The 19,288-nt window shown below is 53.5% G+C and carries 17 protein-coding genes; 5 read left to right on the top strand and 12 right to left on the bottom strand.

The genetic code is table 11. The annotated features are described in order from the left end of the window. Positions 1–59: 59 nt before the first annotated feature. The 8 genes from G516_RS0104635 to G516_RS0104670 form a co-directional block, all read right to left on the bottom strand. Complete coding sequence (locus tag G516_RS0104635) at positions 60–497, bottom strand: hypothetical protein (protein WP_156878949.1); 438 nt, start codon at positions 495–497, stop codon at positions 60–62. Between the two features lie 67 nt (positions 498–564). Next, positions 565–2,076 (bottom strand): tripartite tricarboxylate transporter permease, encoded by a 1,512-nt coding sequence (locus G516_RS0104640; protein ID WP_036534420.1) that lies wholly within the window; start codon positions 2,074–2,076, stop codon positions 565–567. 9 nt (positions 2,077–2,085) lie between these two features. After that, the gene (locus tag G516_RS0104645) at positions 2,086–2,664 is read right to left on the bottom strand and encodes a hypothetical protein (RefSeq protein WP_245582606.1); all 579 of its coding nucleotides are present in this window, start codon (positions 2,662–2,664) and stop codon (positions 2,086–2,088) included. 129 nt (positions 2,665–2,793) lie between these two features. Next, positions 2,794–3,741, bottom strand: a complete 948-nt coding sequence (locus tag G516_RS0104650) for a tripartite tricarboxylate transporter substrate binding protein (RefSeq protein ID WP_036534424.1) — start codon at positions 3,739–3,741, stop codon at positions 2,794–2,796. Between the two features lie 18 nt (positions 3,742–3,759). Next, positions 3,760–4,251, bottom strand: coding sequence for a universal stress protein (locus tag G516_RS0104655; protein ID WP_028292682.1), 492 nt, complete (start codon positions 4,249–4,251; stop codon positions 3,760–3,762). A gap of 91 nt (positions 4,252–4,342) precedes the next feature. Next, a complete protein-coding gene (locus tag G516_RS0104660) occupies positions 4,343–5,650 on the bottom strand; it encodes an NAD(P)/FAD-dependent oxidoreductase (protein WP_028292683.1) in 1,308 nt (435 codons plus the stop codon). 285 nt (positions 5,651–5,935) lie between these two features. After that, positions 5,936–7,252: an alginate export family protein gene (locus G516_RS0104665; RefSeq protein ID WP_028292684.1), complete on the bottom strand. Its 1,317-nt coding sequence runs from the start codon at positions 7,250–7,252 to the stop codon at positions 5,936–5,938. Positions 7,253–7,333: 81 nt separating this feature from the next. Further along, the gene (locus tag G516_RS0104670) at positions 7,334–7,699 is read right to left on the bottom strand and encodes a cupin domain-containing protein (protein ID WP_028292685.1); all 366 of its coding nucleotides are present in this window, start codon (positions 7,697–7,699) and stop codon (positions 7,334–7,336) included. A gap of 369 nt (positions 7,700–8,068) precedes the next feature. On the opposite strand from G516_RS0104670, the gene feaR reads away from it, so the two are divergent. The 3 genes from feaR to tyrS all read left to right on the top strand — a co-directional run bounded on the left by feaR (position 8,069) and on the right by tyrS (position 11,816). Further along, entirely contained in the window at positions 8,069–9,013 is a 945-nt protein-coding gene (gene feaR, locus G516_RS0104675; protein WP_028292686.1) for a transcriptional regulator FeaR, read from the top strand. A 198-nt stretch (positions 9,014–9,211) separates the two neighbouring features. After that, positions 9,212–10,375 carry an extracellular solute-binding protein gene (locus tag G516_RS0104680; RefSeq protein ID WP_036534430.1) on the top strand — a complete coding sequence of 388 codons (1,164 nt, stop codon included), beginning with the start codon at positions 9,212–9,214 and terminating at the stop codon, positions 10,373–10,375. Between the two features lie 160 nt (positions 10,376–10,535). Beyond that, positions 10,536–11,816 (top strand): tyrosine--tRNA ligase, encoded by a 1,281-nt coding sequence (gene tyrS / locus G516_RS0104685; RefSeq protein ID WP_028292688.1) that lies wholly within the window; start codon positions 10,536–10,538, stop codon positions 11,814–11,816. A gap of 278 nt (positions 11,817–12,094) precedes the next feature. Here tyrS and G516_RS0104690 read toward each other — a convergent pair whose 3' ends face one another. From G516_RS0104690 to G516_RS0104705, 4 genes are all read right to left on the bottom strand, one after another. Next, the gene (locus G516_RS0104690; RefSeq protein WP_028292689.1) at positions 12,095–13,510 is read right to left on the bottom strand and encodes an APC family permease; all 1,416 of its coding nucleotides are present in this window, start codon (positions 13,508–13,510) and stop codon (positions 12,095–12,097) included. A gap of 24 nt (positions 13,511–13,534) precedes the next feature. Beyond that, positions 13,535–14,827, bottom strand: coding sequence for an NAD(P)/FAD-dependent oxidoreductase (locus tag G516_RS0104695; protein ID WP_028292690.1), 1,293 nt, complete (start codon positions 14,825–14,827; stop codon positions 13,535–13,537). 54 nt (positions 14,828–14,881) lie between these two features. Continuing rightward, complete coding sequence (locus G516_RS0104700) at positions 14,882–15,298, bottom strand: RidA family protein (protein WP_028292691.1); 417 nt, start codon at positions 15,296–15,298, stop codon at positions 14,882–14,884. Between the two features lie 85 nt (positions 15,299–15,383). After that, positions 15,384–16,523, bottom strand: a complete 1,140-nt coding sequence (locus tag G516_RS0104705; protein WP_028292692.1) for a tyramine oxidase subunit B — start codon at positions 16,521–16,523, stop codon at positions 15,384–15,386. A gap of 214 nt (positions 16,524–16,737) precedes the next feature. On the opposite strand from G516_RS0104705, the gene G516_RS0104710 reads away from it, so the two are divergent. Continuing rightward, the gene (locus tag G516_RS0104710) at positions 16,738–17,565 is read left to right on the top strand and encodes a helix-turn-helix domain-containing protein (RefSeq protein ID WP_028292693.1); all 828 of its coding nucleotides are present in this window, start codon (positions 16,738–16,740) and stop codon (positions 17,563–17,565) included. A gap of 596 nt (positions 17,566–18,161) precedes the next feature. After that, positions 18,162–19,148, top strand: a complete 987-nt coding sequence (locus tag G516_RS0104715; protein WP_028292694.1) for a hypothetical protein — start codon at positions 18,162–18,164, stop codon at positions 19,146–19,148. Positions 19,149–19,288: the final 140 nt, after the last annotated feature.

A 19,288-nucleotide genomic window follows, 5' to 3' on the forward strand; every position in this document is an offset into this window, starting at 1 on the left:
ACGCACCAGGTCATCCGGGAGCGCTGGCCGCTGGCCCGCTATTAACGAATAGGTTCGAGTCAGTGAATCCTGCCACCCGCAGGCACCAAAAACGCCTGATTCAGCGCGTGTTCGATCACCGGCTGAACCACTTCCAGGCGCTGCTGTTCTTCACGGCTGAAACTGCCCATGGTGCTGTGTCGCTGCATGCCAATGATGGCGACGACACGTTGTTGACGACGAAAATACATGCAGGCCAGATGCGGGTATTCCACCCAGCGTCCGAATTCGTTCAAGGACCCACTGCCACGCAGCACACCGGAATGCCGGCGAATATCCGTTGCAACAACCGTGTCGGTGCACAACAGTGGGTTGAACATGGCCAGGTCTTTCAGGCAGCGCCAGAACACCGGTTCAATGCCTTGCACCGTGCAACGACGAACAATGTCCAGCGGCTGTCCCTGATCATCCAGCATGGCAAACAGGTTGGCTTCGGCGTTCACCAGCGCCGATGTCATGTTCAGACACTGGCGCTGAAATTCTATCAAGGGGGTCAGATTTCCATCGCCCCCGGGGATACGGCAATCACCCATGAGCGTGCTCGGCCGGTGTTTGCTGTGAGGATTTACCACGCAGGTTTGCGACCACAAACACAGTGATGGCGATCACGATCAATGCCAGCAGCGTCAAGCTGATTGGACGAGAGACAAAAATACTCATGTCACCATCCGCCACACCCATGGCCTGACGGAAGCGGTTAAGGAACACCGGCCCCAATACCAGACCCAGAATAATCGGCACCGCCGGGATATCATTGCGGCGTAACACATAGCCGAATACCGCAAATCCCAGCGCAATCAGAGCATCCGAGAACTGGTAGTTCTGGCTGTAGGCACCAACAAAACCGAGCACCAGAATGCAGGCACCAATAAACCGACCACAAATACGGGTCAGATTCACAATCCAGCGGCTGGCGAAGGTCAGGTACATAAACACCACCACATTCATCAGCAACAACGACAGGTACAAACCGGAAATAAACTCCGGCCGTTCGGCGAACAAGGTTGGCCCCGGGATGTAGTTATGCACCATAAACACCGCCAACAGCATGGCCATCAGGGCATCGGCGGGAATGCCAAACGCCAGCAGTGGAATCATCACCGACGCCGTCACCGCGTTATTGGAGGTCTCGGAGGCAATGATGCCCTCTTCGGCACCATCACCGAATTTCTCAGGGGTTTTGGAAAACTTCTGCGCCAACGTGTACGAGAAGAACTGCGAACCAAACTCACCCACACCCGGCAACAGGCCCATCACCACACCCAGCGCCGCTGAACGAGCGACGGTCACCTTGTGTTTTAACAAGACCCAGAAACCGGCAAACATACCCTCGCCTTCCAGCGTGGTTTTGGAAGAATCCTGACCGCGCTGGGACAACAGCACAAACGCCTGCGACATGGCGAACAAACCAATCACCGCCGGTACCAGCGGAATGCCGTTCAGCAGCCAAACTTCACCAAAGGTATACACCTGGGTACTGAACGAGCGATCGATGCCCACTGTGCCAAGAAAAATCCCCAGCCCCAGCATCATCGCCGCTTCCACCACGTGCTTGCGATGCGCCAGCACCACAAAGATCATGCCCAACGCCGCCAGCATGGCGAACTCGGCGGAACCAAACAGCAAGGCGATTTGCGACAGCGTCGGTGCCAGAGTTACCAGCGACAGAATGCTGATCAGGCCACCTACGAAGGACGCGGTATAGGCAATAGATAACGCCTTCTTGCCCTCGCCACGTTTGGCCATCGGATAGCCATCGTAGGTGGTTAACACCGCCACTGGCGTCCCCGGAGTATTCATCAGGATGGCCGGAATAGCACCGCCGTACCAGGCTCCGCCATACACGCCTAACAGCAGTGAGACGCCCGCAAGCGGCTCCATTGAAAACGTCAGTGGTAGCAAAATGGCCATCACACCGGCCGGTTCCAGGCCCGGAATTGAGCCAATGGTTACGCCAACCAGAGCACCAATCACAATGGCCAGCAGCACATTCATGGCTGAAATTTCATTCAGCCCCATCATCAAGGTATCAAGCATGGTGGGTTCCTACAGATACTGGTTGGCGAAATCGGCGAGGTCATCGGGCAACAGCCCATAAAGCCAAACGTCAGGCATCCAGACACTGACGCCAACCCGGAAAATCAATACCAGCACCACGGTGGCCAAGACAGCCATCAGCAACCAGAAGGGATTGAACAGGCGGCTAAGAAACAGCAAGGTGCAAATAAACAACAAGGTCGATAAGGCAAAGCCAATCACCTCGATGCTTTCGATGTAGAGCATGAACAAGCCACCGCAAATCAGTGCCGTTCGATAGCCCAACAAGGTGTTGGACAGGCGTTCAAATGACAGCGTCAGACGTCCCTGTTGCAGCGCCTGAAACGTTCGCACCGCTGCAAAAACAGCCATCAGCCCGAGTCCCAGTGCGCTGCCGATCATCGGCTGGATGTACCAGCCCTTATGGGTTTCCACCCAGCTTGCCTGCCACGGCAACAGCAGTAGCAAAGCGCCGCTTAGCAGCAACAGCAGCAGGTAAATACCGCCGTGAGGCTGGTTGGCCCCAGATACTTTGACCACCGGCATATTGGCCAACGGCTCCGTCGAGGATGAGTCGTGTTGTGTCATAACAATCTTCTTTTTGTGGCCTCTTTTTGGATTGCCCCCGGCGGTTGTGAATAACCAATCCGCCTGCACAGGCAATCAAAAAAGCCACCAGCCGGGAAACAGGACCGGCTGATGGAAATGGTGAGTCGGTTAGCGATTGATGTATTGCATCAGGGATTCGGCGTTGGCGTAGTCGTCGGCGATGACCTTCTCGGCGTCTTTGCCGCCAATCCAGTAAATGCCAGCGCCGGTGTTGTTGCTGAGGTTGACGGCTTCTTCGCGCTTGAGCGCAGCCTGGGCGATTTCAGCAATCTTCTGTTTGATTTTTTCCGGCGTGCCTTTCTTCACGAAGAGGCCATTCCAGGTGGTTTGAGTCACACCGGTTTGCTCCGCCAGCGTCGGTACGTCCGGGGCAATGGTCAGACGGTCGCGGGTCAGGGCGGCAATGATTTTGACTTCACCAGAAGACAGACAAGACAGGATCAACTGCGTGGTGGTGTTGATCACATCGGCATCGCCATTCGCCAGAGTGGCGCAGTCATTCATATCGAACGCGGCGTCAGAGCTGAACGTGATGCCAGCGACGTCAGCGGCCTTGTAAGTGATCGCAGTCGGTAACGCCTGATAGCCAAAGTGACCCAGAGATACCTTGTTGCTCTGGCTGTACTTGGCCAGTTCAGCAACGTTGCTGTATGGGGAATCGGCTTTGGTGGCCAGTACGAACGGATAGTCGAGGAAAATGCCCACAGGCTCGAAAGTGTCTTGCTGGTACGGCGCATTGCCCGACATCAGCGCCGTGGTCACCAGGTCAGCCACAAACGAGCCGATGGTCAGGCCATCCGGACGTGAACGGGCAACATCCGATGCCCCCACCACACCGCCTGCGCCGGGTTTGTTAACCACGGTGGCCGGCTTGCCGGTTTCAGACGCCATCTCCTCGGCGATAACACGGGTCAGCACATCTTCCAGATCCCCCGGAGGCCAAGGCACAACGAACTTCACCGGGCGGTTGGGATAGTCCGCTGCGGTTGCAAATGGAGCGGCTAGAGGAGCGGCAACCAATGCTGCCAACGCCATGATTTTTGCCATCTTCTTCATAACTAGTCTCTCTTTACATTATTGTGGTTTTGCCAGCGGTACGATGAGTACCGGGACGGAGCTCTGATGAATGACGTTCTGCGCGGTTGAGCCCAGAAACATACGAGAAAGTGCGGGGGCAGCCCGATCGCCCATAACGATCAACTCTGCGTTAAATTCTTCGGCAACAGCCAAAATGACCTGGTCCGGCTTGCCCGAGCGAACCACGATTTTCGGCTCTGGCATCGGGTGAATATCGGCTTCCAGTTCTTCACGCAGAAACCGTTCAATACGTTCATGAACACGCTGGTGATGCCCTTCCAGAATGCGGGCGGCGTGCAAATTACTGATTCGTTGCGGCAGGTAGTCGCGCACCATGTCCTGCATTTCAGAATCAAATGGCTCACAGGCATGCAGGAATACAATTTGGGCGTTATTGGCCAACGCCTGTTTAATCGCCATACGAAATACTACGCGACTGCCCTGGCGAATATCTGAGGCATATACAATGGTTTTGATTTCTGGAAGCACACTGATCCCCTGGTATAAACCACGAAATAAAAATGGTTATTTCAATAAGGGCGGATATTCACCGCCTGCTAACAGAGCAAGTCGTCTCGAATCAGCGACGTCCGGTCCAGTAGCCCGATAACTGGTGCCAGGTTTTACCGGCGCTCACAATGGCCTGACGGAAGTAGTCCTTACCCCAGATATCGGCGTGTTTGACGGAGCTCATCAGGTCATAACGATCGGAGCCGCCCAACATACCTTCGGCCAATACCTTGCAAATAATATGACTTGGCGTAACGCCAAAACCGGCATATCCCTGCACATAAAAAACGTTATCCTGGCCGGGAATTTTGCCAATTTGAGGGAACAGGTTTTCGCCTACCGCCATCCAACCACCCCAGGCCATTTCGATATTCACATCCTTGAGGTACGGGAAAATTTTCAACATACGCTGACGGTTCCACTCGAATAAATCCGCCGGTGTATGTTCAATAAAGTCGGTAGCAGCGCCGAACAACAAGCGGTTTTCGTTGGTCACGCGGTAATAATCGATCACCGGGCGTATATCGCTGTAGGCCCCACGAATCGGAGAAATCTGTTCGATCAGGTCATCCGGCAGCACTTCCGTAGCCATCTGAAACGCCTGGGTGTTGATGGTCTTTTTGTGCAGATGAGGTTCCATGCCCTGCAGCCAGGAATCACAGGCCCACAGCATCTTGCTGGCCTTGACCGACCCGGTGCCGGTCCGAACGGTCACCCGCTCGCCGTATTCCACCGAAGTCACCTGACTGTTTTCGAAAATACGAGCGCCGTAGCTGGTTAATGCCTTGGCTTCACCCAGCAACAGGTTGAGGGAATGCACATGGCCGCCGCCCATGTATTTCAGGCAACTGCCGTAGGCATCGGAGCCAATCACGGATTTCACCGCAGAGCCTGTCAGCAATTCAATTTCGTCGTCCGGGCTCATTTCGCGGAAGTCTTTCTCCCACTGCACCAGGGTTTTCTCCTGACGCTTGTTAAACGCCATGTAGGCGTAACCGTGGCAGAAATCCGCATCAATATCGTATTTGGCGATCCGTTCCTTGATGATCTTCTGGCCATCGTTGCTGATGGCAATGATGTTTTTCAGCCCTTCCGAGCCAACGTGCTTTTCAATTTTGTCCAGATCATGGCCAATGCCCGCCATGATCTGACCACCGTTACGACCGGTACCGCCATGACCCAATACCCGAGCCTCCAACACCACAATGTTGGTGACGCCCTGCTCGGCCAGCTCCAGCGCGGTGTTAATGCCAGAGAAACCTCCACCAATCACCACCACATCGGCCTCGATGTCTTCTTGCAGCGGCGCAAAACGCAAATCGTACTTCTGGGTTGCGCGGTAGTAACTGAGAGACTCGGTGTTATCGAAGGTATTCATAAGCTGCATTCACCCGCCGTGTTGGCATTTGCTCCGGTAGCAACATGGGAATGACGACATGTCACTCCTGTTTGGTATTCAGTGTGGCACCAGCCTGGGCTGATGCCGGTATAAAAAAGTGAGCAGGAAAGCGCCGCGCTACACGTTCGGTAGACCACCAGCACAATCAAACAGAGGCATATTTGAACTCAGTCAGATGAAGGAACTGACGAGAAGGAGATAGCCAGCCAGTCCACCAGCATCACTACGCCTTACCTGCTCACAAAACCGTCAGGGACCCTGGCCTCAGTAAAAGAAGTAGAAACCAACTTGTGCGTACAGATTGGTATCGTCAGAGCCCATCTGGGTACCGCCGTTTTCAGCCGATTCGTTCGGTGTGTAAATACCCACCAGCGGCGACACCAACATGTTTTCGTTGAGGAAATACTCCGCGTACAAGTCGATTTCACGGCCACCGTTGTCGACGCCAGCGGTTTTCTCATGGTCCGAGAAGTCAAAGAACAGCGCACCCAGGTGCAGGCTTTCGTTTACGCTGGCCTTCAGCGCCAGGTGATGAACATCGGTGTTGCTGTTGAATGGACCCGCATAGTTGGCCGCCACTTCACCCTGGAACCAGGTGCCGTATCCACGGTTAAAACCGAAGAACAGCGGGTCGAAGTTTTCATCAAAAGAGCTGTAACGGTAGTTAACGCTTGGTGTCCAGGCCGCGTCTGCAAACGTCCAGCCAGCTTCTACATAGCCCGCACGGCCAACCACATCGTCGTTTTTCTGATGGGCAAATTCGGCGCTCAGAAACAGGTTTTCAACGCCCGCAGAGCCCTGGTAACGCAACGAGGTCGTGTTCATGCCGTCACGGCTGGCAATAGCATAGCTACCGTCCGACTCGCTCTTCATTCGCAGCAAACCAACGGTGCCTTGTTCACCCACGTATTCGAGATTCACACCGGTCAGTTCGGTTTCCCCTTGAGGACGGTTGTTGGAACCAACCTTGAACAGGTCAGCACGCAGACCGTTGTCACCGCCAACGCGAACAACCAGGGTTTTGGCAAATGCGCTACGAGCAGAGCCGCCCATCCAGTAGGCACCGCCACGTCCCAGATCAACGTCGATCACGTCCTCAGCCGAATCGCCAAAGTTCAGGCCATCGCCATTAACCAGAAAGCCATCACCAATCACCAACGACTGACGACCAAAGGAAATATCCAGACCATTTTCGCCCAGCGCTTCAATGGTGCTACCGGACTTCCAACCAACAAACGCGTTTTCCAGCGCGATCCGACGCTCTTCGCCATTGGTGAAACCCGCCGCATCCCCATCGCCAGTGGTGGCCGTGGCAGATACGCTCAGGCCGCCATAAACACTGGAATTACCCAGAGAATGGTCACCGTTCAGGCCAACCTTGAAATAGCCTTCTTGCCAGTTCGAGCCGCCGTCTTCCTCGGCAAAGCCTGTGGCGTAGTTTTCCTGGCTGCTGAAGTAGCCCAATCCGCCTTCAATCGCCAGGTCGAGATTGCTGCTGTCGGTGTTGTATACCGGCAAAGCAGAGGCATGTGCCGCAGCAATGGAGGCCGCCAACGCGGTGTATTTGAATAATGCTTTCACTGATGGAGTCCTTGTTTGGTTATGGTTTTTGCGCTCATCAGCCCGACGCACCTGCGCCGGGTCGGAAGCAGGTAGCCGGTGTTAACCTTCTACGATACTCATGTAGTTCTTGACGAAATCGTCCGTTTCCACGGTCCACAAAACGGCAGTGCCCTTTTCGAAATACCAGCTGTCGCCGGGGCCATACTGGGCTTCTTCGCCGGTCGATTCGTTTTTCAGCGTCACCCGGCCAGTCAGTACCGTAGCGTGCTCAGTGAATGGGTACACCATGCGGAAAACACCTTGGGTGCAACCGAACAGACCAACCGCAATGTTGCTTTCCGGATTGCCCACCAGAAATTGCACAGAGGCTTCCGGGTTACCCTCAACCACTTCAGAGCCCAGGTTGGCGACGCTGCCAACGCTCTGCATTGCCGTGGTATCCGTGCTCAATTTCAAAGGCTGCATAGTCAGATTCCTGTGTCGAAAAACGAATTAAATGTGAGTGCGTTGACGGATAAACGGAGAACCGGGAGCCGTAACCGGCACCAAGAGAGGCTCCGTCAACGCCATTTCAGTATTCGCCAGCAGGACGACGCCATTCTTGAACATCAGTGACAGGTTTTTGTACGAGGAAGACGACTGGCACGCAGAGTCAAGCCAGCCTGACAAAGCGGGCATATAGTGCTGCTATGGCTGTGAAATCCCGCTCCAGCCAACCAAAACAATAACAATAGTGCTCATGGTTTTTACGCCCGGATCTCTCAAGTCAGTGGCATGAAACCTGCTTTAGTTAACACATTAACTAAATGAGCGAAGCTCTCCAGGTAATTCAATATGACTCAACGCGACGCCCAAATTCACGCGCTCGACCAATGGCAAACGCAGATGCGCGCTGTCTGCGGAAACTTTGTCACCCAGCTGCCGCACACCAACGACACCTTCATTGGCGAGCTGGCAACCCACCAGCATCAGGACATGGACTCAGCCAGTATTCGCACCAACGCTGGGCGGATCTTTCGAGAAGGCACCAACGCCGACCAGGAAGACGTTGATCACTGCTTTCTGGTGATGCACAACAGCGGCTTTGCCAACTTCCGTGACGCTGACAATCAGCTGCAGCTGGCGCCGGGAGACATCTTTCTGATGAACGGCATCAACCCTTGCGAGCTCACCCCGTTTGGCTTGATCGAACACGTGTCTTTTCCGTTGGAGCGCCGACGGGTAGAGAAAAGCCTGGAAGGCAGTTCGCCGGTGTTTGGCAAGGTGAATCAACGCGGTACAGCGGGATTGATGATCCGCACCATGCTCGACAAGCTAACGACCGTTACCGGAAACTCGGAGCATGAAAACCGGGAAAAGGGCGTGATCGAAGACGCCATTCTGACCCTGCTAAAGCCATCGCTACAGTATGCCGATGCTTCCATGGAAGCCCTTGGCCATATGAGCCGGGACATCTGGCAAGCCGCACAGCTACTGATTAACCGCAACTTGCAACAAGGGGAACTGTCTCCCGCCCTGCTGGCCAGTCAGCTGAATATTTCGGTGCGCCAGCTGCACCGGATTTTTGAAGATCATAACGACAGCGTTTGCCGCTTTATCTTGCGCGCCCGACTGCAACGCTGTGCCAACGACCTGAAATCGCCGTCGATGACCAAAACGTCGATCACCAGCATTGCCTACCAGTGGGGTTTCAGCGACTCCGCCCATTTCAGTCGCAGCTTCAAAAAGCAGTACGGAGTGTCACCCAAGGAATACCGCGCCAGCGAAATCTTTGGCTGAGCCATCACATCGCAGCGAAAGGAATCGCTGCTGAATTCGCCCGGTTTGCTGCGATGACACTCTCAGCCAACAACCCGGCAGCGATATGCAATTTCCCACCGTCCATGCAGTAGAGCATTGGTATCGACCACTCATGTATCGATAACAATAACGTCGCCCTGTCTCACCGTACGGCACAGAGCGACCAAGGACGCCGCTATGCTCTTTCACCGCTTATGCCGAACGCCTGTTCGACTGTTCAAACAGGCACTGACATTACTTGTTACGTTAGCGCTTACTGTCACCGCAACAACCAGCCATGCTGATACCAAGACCAACAGCAACAGGGTGCTAAAAATCATCAACTGGGGGGAATATATCGCTCCGGATGTGCTGGCAAAGTTCGAACGGGCGTATGGCGTCACCATTGAGTACACCGGTTACTACAGCGTGGAAGAATTCAGTGGCTACTTTTTTGAGCCTGATGCCAACTTTGACGTGGTTTTTCCGGCGTCGCGGGTTATTCCAAGATTGACCGAACTGGGCTTGCTGGAAGGCATTAACACCCGCCAACTCCCCCGCTTTGCACAACTTCGCCCCGATGTATTGCAGCAATACCAACAGCAGGAAAACGGCGATTTGCACGCCATTCCCTACATGTGGGGCACCACCGGGCTCGGCGTAAACACCCATCAACTCGAACAGTTGGGCATTGGTGACTACAAAAACTCCTGGGCGCTGCTGTTTGATGCCAATGTGCGCGCCAAAGCCAGCCAGTGCGGCATTGGCCTACTGAACGAGCGGGACGAGCTGTTTGCCGCCGCGTTGGTGTATCTGGGCTACTCGGCCAACACCACCGACAAATCGGAATTGATGCAAGCCGGTAACCTGCTGAAAGAAGCCATTCAGGACGCCCAGTACCTGCACCCCAACCAGTACCGCCAGGACCTGACAGCCGGGCGTATCTGCGTGGCGGTTGGATATTCAGGCAACATCCTGCAAGACATTGCACAACACCCGGACTACGCCTACTACATTCCCCGTGAAGGCGCGGCCATGTGGATCGACGTAATGGCCGTCGCCGCCAGCAGCCAAAATAAAACACTGGCGTACCAGTTTATCGACTTCCTGATGCGCCCCGAGAACGCCGCTGCCAACACCAATTTAATGGCCTACCCGACGGCCATGGCCAGCGCTGAACCCATGATCGACAAACACATTACCGAGAATCCCGCGATTTACCCGCCGCAGTTGCAACTGACCCAGCTGGAAGCACTGATACCGCAAGACAAGCAAGCCACCAGAATCAAACATCGACTGTGGGTCAGTGCCATTTGCAGTGGCCGGAGCTGGTGCTCCGTGCCTATGACATCATTCTTCTGACGTCCTTCTTCTGACGCCTTTTTTCTATACAGCCGCCCCTGTAAACAGCCTCAATAGCCGCTTTCTTTTGTCCCCGCGTCGGCGGGGGCTGCCGTTTCAAGGCCACCTGCGCTTATATTCCGGCGCAAAGGTGGCCGCACGACACCCCGGTAATACGTACATGAACACAACGACAGACACAAACCTGGTTCGCGAACTGATCGACCGAGGCCTGATTGCCCAAAGCAGCCTCGACACCGAACAACTGGCCGAATGGCTGAGCCAGCCAAGAAGCCTTTACTGCGGCTTTGACCCCACCGCCGACAGCCTCCACATAGGCCATCTGGTGCCGCTGCTGATGCTGAAACGCTTCCAACAAGCAGGCCACCAGCCCATCGCCCTGATTGGTGGTGCCACCGGCATGATTGGCGACCCAAGCTTTAAAGCCGCAGAACGCAGCCTCAATACCGGCGATACGGTACAACAGTGGGTGGAATGTTTGGGCCAGCAAATTACCCGCTTGCTGAATACCAACGACGGCCTGCCTGCACACTACGTTAATAATCACGACTGGATGGGCCGCATGGACGTGATGACCTTCCTGCGCGACATCGGCAAGCATTTCAGCGTCAACAGCATGATCAACAAGGAATCGGTACGTCAGCGCATCGAGCGACCGGAACAAGGCATTTCCTTCACCGAGTTTTCCTACAGCCTGCTGCAGTCCTACGACTTTTCAGAACTGAACCGCCAGCACGATTGCGAGCTGCAAATTGGTGGTAATGACCAGTGGGGCAACATCACTGCCGGTATCGACCTGACCCGTCGGCTGAACAGCCGTCAGGTGCACGGCATGACCTTGCCGCTGATCACCAAATCTGACGGCACCAAGTTCGGCAAAACCGAATCCGGCGCCATCTGGCTGGACGCCAGCAAGACCTCGCCTTACCGCTTTCACCAGTTCTGGCTCAACACCGCCGATGCCGATGTGTACCGCTTCCTGAAGTTCTACAGCTTTATTGATGTGGCAGACATCGACGCCCTGGAAGCCGAAGACAAAGCCAATGGCGGCAAACCACGCGCCCAAGGTGTATTGGCCGATAACCTGACGGAATTGGTACACGGCAAAGAAGAACTACAGCGCATCAAAGCAGCCAACGAATTGTTGTTTGGTGGTGATGTACAACAGCTGCCAGACGACATGCTGGCACAACTGAAGCTGGACGTGATCCCTGCTTTACAGACCATAGATCAACACACCGTGGTCGACAGTCTGGTTGAATTAGGTTTGGTGAAAAGCCGTCGTCAGGCCCGTGACATGATCAACAGCGGCGCGGTCAGCATCAACGGCCAAACCATCATAGATGAACACGCCTTGCTGGAGCATACGACAGCCTTGCATCAGAACTACTGGCTGATTCGCAAAGGCAAAAAACACTACGGCCTGTGTCATAGCCATTGATGGTGTTTATTGCGGTGTAGAGATATCTGCACCGCAGTCCAATTCAAAACAACACCCCCCAATGCGCAGTGCGCATCCTACGTTTATTGCCTCTCTACTATGTGCCCGACATTTTCGCTGTAGGGTGTGCACTGCGCACCGCACAGGCCATCACATCAATCCGAGCCGGCCAGCTATCCCGATAAAGAGCGATAAACAGCCATAAAAAAACCGGATTCCATGGAATCCGGTTTTTACTCCTACAAAACTCTAACGACGGTTCATATCAAGACCAACCATCAAGCATCCATATCCGGCTCGAACAAACCACGTTTCATATACAACTTCACCCACAGCGCCGAGATCACCCCCAACACCAACAGCATCACTCCGGTGGCGCTGTAGACCATCACGGTCATTTCTGGCGACGGCGAATTGTTAAACGCGATGTATACCATGGCAGCAATACCCAACACCTGCGGAATCGGGAACCAGGGGGAGCGGTACGGACGCGCGTGTTCAGGTATGCGCTTGCGCAGCACCATCACGTTGATATGAGCAACGATGTAAGCAATCAAATAGCTTGTGGTTGCACCAATCACCAGCGTAATCAGGCTATCAATTTCGACAAACAAAAATGGAATGGTGGTGAGGGCAGCGATCATCACAGTGGCAACCCACGGCACACCAAAGCGGTTTTGTGCCTTCAATTGCGGGAACGCCTGCTTGTTCATGGCCATGCCATGCAGCATGCGCGGGATGGCCGCCAACAGCGTATTCATCGAACTGCAAGTAGCCGCCAGCGCCATAACGGTGGCAATAAACAGCCCGGCCTTGCCAAATACCGCATTGGCGTAATCCAGATACGGGATTGGCGATGATGCCAATCGCTCGGCGTCCAGATAGAAAGTGGCACCAACCACAAAGGCGAGGAAAATAAAGAAAATAGCGAACAACGACAAATGCATCGCTTTGGGAATGTTGCGCTGCGGGTCTTTGACGTCGTTAATCATGGGGCACACAAACTCCACCCCGACCATCAACCACATGGCCAGCGCCACCAGCCCGAAGAAGCTGCCATCCAGAACGCCATCAAAACCCCAATCCACCGGAGCATCCAGTACCGGATGCGGCTCACTAACACCCGTTATAGCCACCAGACCCATCAGCACCAGAGCACTGACCAGAATAAACGCCAGCAGGTTTTGAACGCGGGCAAAAATATCCGCCCCCACCAGGTTGGCAATGGCCAGTACCGCTAAAATCAGCAACGGCACCACCTTGTCGGGCAGTACGCCGGGAGCGAGTTGTTGCAACATCACCTCAACCAGGAACATTTCAACCGGAATCGCCAGCAAGGCAACCACCACATAACCAGCAAACACCACCAGAATGGCCGGAAAGTGGCCAATGGCTTTTTGGGTGTATGTGGCCAGCGTGCCTTCTTGCGGGAACATCAAGGATAATTCGGCAAAGCTCATGGCATTGAACTGCGCCAGCACCAAAGCCACCACCATGGCAGCAATAAAACTCATACCGCCAATGCCAATACCCTGGGTAGCTGAAATCATTGCCCCTTGCACAATCACCATACCAATAGCGATGGCCATCATGGTCAGCAAGCCCATCTTCATGGACGATTTGTCGCCATGAATTACTGCCCGCTGCAAGGTCGGACTGGAGGCTGCCTTCATCGTACTGCTTGAATTATTCATTATTATTGCCTCTGAAAGCCGGTATCAGAATCGGTTAAACCGATACGGTGCCGGGTCGATGATTGTTGATCCGCCGCACACCAAATCAGCCGCCAGCTGCCCCGCGGCCGGGCCGGTGCCAAAGCCATGACCGGAAAATCCGGTAGCAACGGTAAGGCCGGGAATGTCCTTGATGTGGTCGATGACCGGAATCGAATCCGGCGTAATGTCCATCCAGCCAGACCAGGCTTCAGCAATTTCAGCCTTTTCAAACACTGGCCAGGCATTTCGCAAGTTCGCCAGCGCTTCCTGATTCAAGCCGTGGTTCACTTCCGGATCACGCACACGTTCTTTCTCGAACGGTGATACATCGGTGGCTTTCCATGAACGCCCCAAACTCAAATCATGGAAGAACGGCTTGCCCAACTTGATGCGCAACAGCTGACGGTTTGGCCCCAGCTGATCCATGTACTTCATGCCAATCAACAAGTGGTCCGGCACGATCGGGCAGTCGAGACCACCGCGCTGGGTGATCACATAACCGCCGTCCTGATGCTTGCGGAACGAGAAATCCGGGCCACCCGTGGCAATATCCGTAGGGCCATCCATCGGCTTGGTGCGCAACACATTGCAAATAAGCGGCAAGGTGGGCAGCTTGACGCCATGGTTGCCCAAAAAGCGACGGGACCAGGCACCACCCGCCAACAACACCTGCTTGCAGCGGATTTCACCCTTCTCAGTCACCACACCAGACACCCTGCCCGCGCTGGTTGCCAACGTACGCACGGCACAGTTCTGTACCATCACGGCACCGCTGCTGATTGCCGCATTGGCGATGGCTGGAGCAGCCTGTGCTGCTTCGGCATAACCGTCTGAAGGGGTGTAAACAGCACCAGCCCACTGCCCTTTGCCGCCCGGTACCTTTTGATGGATTTCAGCACTGCTTAACAAGCGGGAATCCAGCGACAGCGAGTCCACCGACTTCAACCAGCTCTCGTGCACCGCCAACGCATCTTCGGTCGGCGCGAGAAACATGATGCCGTTTTGACGATAGCCCACTTCACGACCGATTCGCTTCGGCATATTCGCCCACAATTGGTCTGCTGCCAGCGACATCGGCACATCCGCGGCATGGCGGCTGGTTTTACGAATCCAGCCAAGGTTACGTGACGACTGTTCGCAAGCGATGTGGCCTTTTTCAAGCAGCACCACCGGGATATTACGCTCGGCCAGCGCCAACGCCGCCGATACACCCACAATGCCGCCGCCAATAATGACAACGTCGGTGGATGACGGCAGCTCGTTAGAAGTTGTGACGGATTCCAGCATCCGGGTCATGAGCAGACTCTCCAGAACCGCGCCAGGTATCCTTCGATACCCGACGCCAGAGGATTAAATGTTGATGTATTCGATATCAGCCTTGCCAGCTCCGCGGAATGCGGTCACTTCGATCTCAACCAGATACTGGCTGGAGCCCAAAGGTGGGCAGGTCGCGGTGGTGGCCGGATCAACGCCACGGAATTTGGTACCGATGAACTCCATCACCTGATGAATGTGCTCTGGCTGCTGGATAAATACGCGAGACATCACCACGTCCTGCAGGCTGGCATCGACCGCTGCAAGGGCTTTTTCAATGTTGGCGAACACGACTTTTGCCTGCTCAATCGGATCGGCAGAAAACTCGCCAGTTTGCGGGTCACGACCAGCAGTGTTGGATACGAAAATCCAGTCGTCGACAGCCACTACGCGGGAATAGCTGGCAACTTCCTCGAATTTGCCGCCGGTTTTAACTTTCAGAATTTTGGTCATGAAATGGGCCTTGAGTAGATGAAGAGATTGACGGAGCACCAGACGTTCAAGCGGCGCTCCGAGGTCAGAATTAGCAGGGGGAGGCTTAGCGCAGGGCTGGCTCGTCCCACAGGTTGAGCTTCACGCCAATGCCTTTTTCAACGGCATTGCGGTACACCGTGGTGGCCCAGGCAACGTCTTCCACCGGCATGCCACCGACAGACATAACGATGATTTCGTCGTCGTTCTGACGGGCCGGGGTATCGCCACAGATGATGGCGCCAAGGTCTTCCAGCTCGCTCTTGTCCATTTGACCGTCAGCGATCATGTCCATGTAGCGCATGCCCACCAACGGAATCACATGGTGGCTTGGCTTCGGCACTTCCTCGTACCAGGCTTCGTACAGGCCAATGCTGTCCATCACCTTACGCACGTCAGGGCCACTCATGGCATCGTCAAGGCTGCAGCTGGCAGGCATGGCCAGAAATGCGCCCGGCTTGAGCCACTCGCGCTTCACCAGCGGATAAGTGCTTGGGTCACCCACTTCACCGGAGTTGCAGTAGGAAACGATGTCGGAGCCGCGAACCAGCTCTTCAATGGAATCGACCACTTGAATGGTGGTGATCTGCGGGAAGGTGTCTTTCACCCAGCCAATGTAGCTGTCGAGTGATGCCTGACCACGGCCCTTGACCTTGATGGTATCGATGTTTGGACGTGCCGCCATAAACGCCGCAGTGGAGGTTTTACCCATCACACCCGGGCCAAGCAGGCCAATTACACGAGCATCTTCACGGGCCAGATGACGCGCACCCACCCCCGGAATGGCACCGGTACGATAAGCAGACAGCAGGTTGGCAGACATGTACGCCAACGGCGCACCGGTATCGATATCAGACAGGGTCATCATCAGGATGGAACGTGGCAGGCCTTTTTCGCGGTTGGCAATGTTGGAGCCGTACCACTTCACGCCACAGGTTTGGAAGTCGCCGCCCAGATAGGCTGGCATCGCCATCAGACGACGGTCAGCGGTTGGCTTTGGCATGGTCGGGAATGGGGATTCATCCGGGAACGTGATCATCGCACCGTGGGAATCGCTATTCGGGCCAGCCATGCGGTAATCGCCCAGGTGCAGTAACTTGAACATGTCTTCCATGGTGTCGACGCAAGCCGGCATATCGGTTACGCCAGCAGCAATCATGTCTGGCTCGGACAGGTAAATAAAATCGATATTGGTTGTTGAGGTCATAACATCACCCGGGCAAAGCCCTTCATCAGAGGCTTTCATAACTGCCTGGCAGGTTTACGAAAGCGTTTTCTTTTTGATGCTATGGACGCCTCGAAAGGCTGTATTGAATTTTTGGGACAGCGCCAAAAGCTGGCACGGAGAGTCAAGACAGCAGGAATGCTTTTTGCAGAAAATGGATTCCAGAAGATTTCAGGCCAGAAAAACGGTGCAGTCGATGTCCGATGTTTCCAATCGTAACCCCAAAACCGAACTGGGCTCAGAACAGCCCTGGTTTGTACTCAGTGCCGCCCGGCACTACGACCTGATTACCTCCCAGGACCCGGCCATATCGCACTTTTACAGCTTTGAAGCGGACCAAAGCCAGGGGCTGACCTTCGCTATTCCGGATGGCTGTATCGATATTTTATTCGACTGCAGCGCCCCCCAAGCCAAAGTCTGCGGCACCACATTGGCTGCACGAAGCGCCGACCTGACGCACCAACACAGATACTTCGGCATACGTTTCGCCATGGGCGTGATGCCGGATTTCCTGCAAACCGACATTGCCGAACTGATCGACAAAGAGGTCAATTGGCTGGAGCTTGCCCCAAACTCCGACTCCCTGCTGGCCCAAATAACCGAACAAACCGACGCCCGCAACCAGGCCAAACTGTTCGAAGGCTTCATCAACGGACGCAGCCATCGACAAACCTCCGCCCTCACTCATCAAGCCATGAAGCTGCTGCGTGAAACCCACGGCAACCTGAAAATAAACGACCTCGAAACACACACCGGCTACAGCCGTCGAACCCTGCAACGCCAATTTGCAGAAGACCTTGGACTATCCCCCAAAACCTTCAGCCGCATCGTCCGCTGCCAAAACGCCATCCACGACATAAACCGCCACACCGACGTCGTCCTATCCGACCTCGCCTTCGACCTTGGCTTCAGCGACCAATCCCACTTCCAGCGGGAATTCAAAAAGTTTGTGAACGCCACACCGGTGGAATACCTGAACAAACTGCAGGGGCATGGGTATCAGGAAAGGATACGAAGGGTGTGAGGGATGAGTGGACTGTAGAAGCTTACGTGTACCAAGCCTACATCGAAGTCCCTCCCCGCCTCCCTGTCAGAAAATCACTGCAAGCGTTTATCTCAATAATTACCGGAAGAAAATTGAGCCGTTGAATTTTCAGCAACGCCCATACGTGTTGTAATCACTGCCCTGTATATCTCCCGATAGATAGCGCCTGTGGTAGTGGAAATGGAGTTTCTGATTCATGGCACCTTCCGGACCTGGTAACAACTTTGGATTTTTGGCCGAACATGACCTGCTGGCCATGCAAAGAGCATACGTCAAACAATCGGTATACGGATTTACCCTCGACGACTGCTTTGCAATCCCGCGATTTGGAGACGGAGGCGGCGCCAGACAACGAGACAAGGTTCTTCCAGGACAGCTACCAGAAAACTGCACTGGTGCGTTGTAAGAGGTATCTAAACGTTGGGGCTATGACACCTTTACCAATCAAGTAGCCCGCTTTTCAACCAGATTCAAATCTAGCCAATGTCAGAAAACTTCAATTTTTCCCCAAAATGTCACTACATCACTAGCAATAATTCCAGGATTATGGAGCCATAGAATACAGAGGATAACCAATGGCCATACTTCCATTTGTAACAGACACGGAGCTACAGGCTCAGGCATTTTCAAGAGTGCTTGGGTTTATGTATGAAAATTTCTATGGAGAGAAAGGACTCTATGAAATTTTATCACTGCTCGCGGGAAAAGACCCTAAAACAATAGAAAACTGGAGTAAAACTGAAAAATTCGATGAGAAAATATCTAAATCAGTTTCAGAAAACACAGAGATGCCCGATGAAATAAGGAGCTTCTTTAAAAGTATCATCACTGATGATATCGACTGCAAATCCTTGAAAAAGATAGCTCCACTACCCCTATTTGAAATAACTCAAATGAGTTCAGATTTCGCACTTCGAAAGAAAAGCACTCTATACCAAGAAATAGCTTCTGATTTTGCTAAGGCTTATCCGGCAGGTGAATTATTTAACGAGGATGACAGACGTCTTACCCAAGCGGCCATGGTTGTATTAACCCTACTATGTAGACATGATGGATACAACCCAGGGATCATCAATTACATGAAAAAGTCGTGGGATTATTTCTTCCCAGACCAACAGGCGAGCGTCAATAAAAATTCAGCAAGAATTCACATATCATCATGTTTTATAACTCTGATTTCAGATTATATCTGTAATTCATGGAATATCGAGAAAGGAGATTTTTATAAAATATCCACAGGTCTAAATGATAAAGAAAATGCACGTAGAACATGGTTTAGGTGGAAAGAAAAATCAAAAAATGGAACATGGAAATATTTCAAAAAAGTCATCAAGAACATGTCCAAAGATGAACGTTTTTCTGAGCAGACAATTGAGAAGCTGTCCATATTGGCATTCAGCATAAATATGACATTCATCCTTCTACTCGAAAAATACATTTCTCCTTCATCACCTCATAACATCGAGGAGGCTATCTTAGAAATTATTACCCTACATAAAATCAAAACTGAGACAAACAATGAAATACTCTTCCAGTCCCGAAATAAGATCTCTTGTCTCTGAAAAGGTAAAGCTCGGATGGATTTTCATCCACGGGAAAAAACATGGGAAGCTATACCCTCCAGACAAAAATGCATTTGTTACTGTCCCCTGCTCGCCAAGCGACATAAGGGCATCAAAGAACTTCAAACGTAACATCAACA

Source organism: Oceanobacter kriegii DSM 6294 (assembly GCF_000422845.1).
GTDB lineage: Bacteria > Pseudomonadota > Gammaproteobacteria > Pseudomonadales > Oceanobacteraceae > Oceanobacter > Oceanobacter kriegii.

Excerpts from the sequence above, each read along its gene's own strand:
- G516_RS0104635 (WP_156878949.1), bottom strand. The coding sequence starts at position 497 with ATGACATCGGCGCTGGTGAACGCCGAAGCCAACCTGTTTGCCATGCTG.
- G516_RS0104640 (WP_036534420.1), bottom strand. The coding sequence starts at position 2,076 with ATGCTTGATACCTTGATGATGGGGCTGAATGAAATTTCAGCCATGAAT.
- G516_RS0104645 (WP_245582606.1), bottom strand. The coding sequence starts at position 2,664 with ATGACACAACACGACTCATCCTCGACGGAGCCGTTGGCCAATATGCCG.
- G516_RS0104650 (WP_036534424.1), bottom strand. The coding sequence starts at position 3,741 with ATGAAGAAGATGGCAAAAATCATGGCGTTGGCAGCATTGGTTGCCGCT.
- G516_RS0104660 (WP_028292683.1), bottom strand. The coding sequence starts at position 5,650 with ATGAATACCTTCGATAACACCGAGTCTCTCAGTTACTACCGCGCAACC.
- G516_RS0104670 (WP_028292685.1), bottom strand. The coding sequence starts at position 7,699 with ATGCAGCCTTTGAAATTGAGCACGGATACCACGGCAATGCAGAGCGTT.
- feaR (WP_028292686.1), top strand. The coding sequence starts at position 8,069 with ATGACTCAACGCGACGCCCAAATTCACGCGCTCGACCAATGGCAAACG.
- G516_RS0104680 (WP_036534430.1), top strand. The coding sequence starts at position 9,212 with ATGCTCTTTCACCGCTTATGCCGAACGCCTGTTCGACTGTTCAAACAG.
- tyrS (WP_028292688.1), top strand. The coding sequence starts at position 10,536 with ATGAACACAACGACAGACACAAACCTGGTTCGCGAACTGATCGACCGA.
- G516_RS0104690 (WP_028292689.1), bottom strand. The coding sequence starts at position 13,510 with ATGAATAATTCAAGCAGTACGATGAAGGCAGCCTCCAGTCCGACCTTG.
- G516_RS0104695 (WP_028292690.1), bottom strand. The coding sequence starts at position 14,827 with ATGACCCGGATGCTGGAATCCGTCACAACTTCTAACGAGCTGCCGTCA.
- G516_RS0104700 (WP_028292691.1), bottom strand. The coding sequence starts at position 15,298 with ATGACCAAAATTCTGAAAGTTAAAACCGGCGGCAAATTCGAGGAAGTT.
- G516_RS0104705 (WP_028292692.1), bottom strand. The coding sequence starts at position 16,523 with ATGACCTCAACAACCAATATCGATTTTATTTACCTGTCCGAGCCAGAC.
- G516_RS0104710 (WP_028292693.1), top strand. The coding sequence starts at position 16,738 with ATGTCCGATGTTTCCAATCGTAACCCCAAAACCGAACTGGGCTCAGAA.
- G516_RS0104715 (WP_028292694.1), top strand. The coding sequence starts at position 18,162 with ATGGCCATACTTCCATTTGTAACAGACACGGAGCTACAGGCTCAGGCA.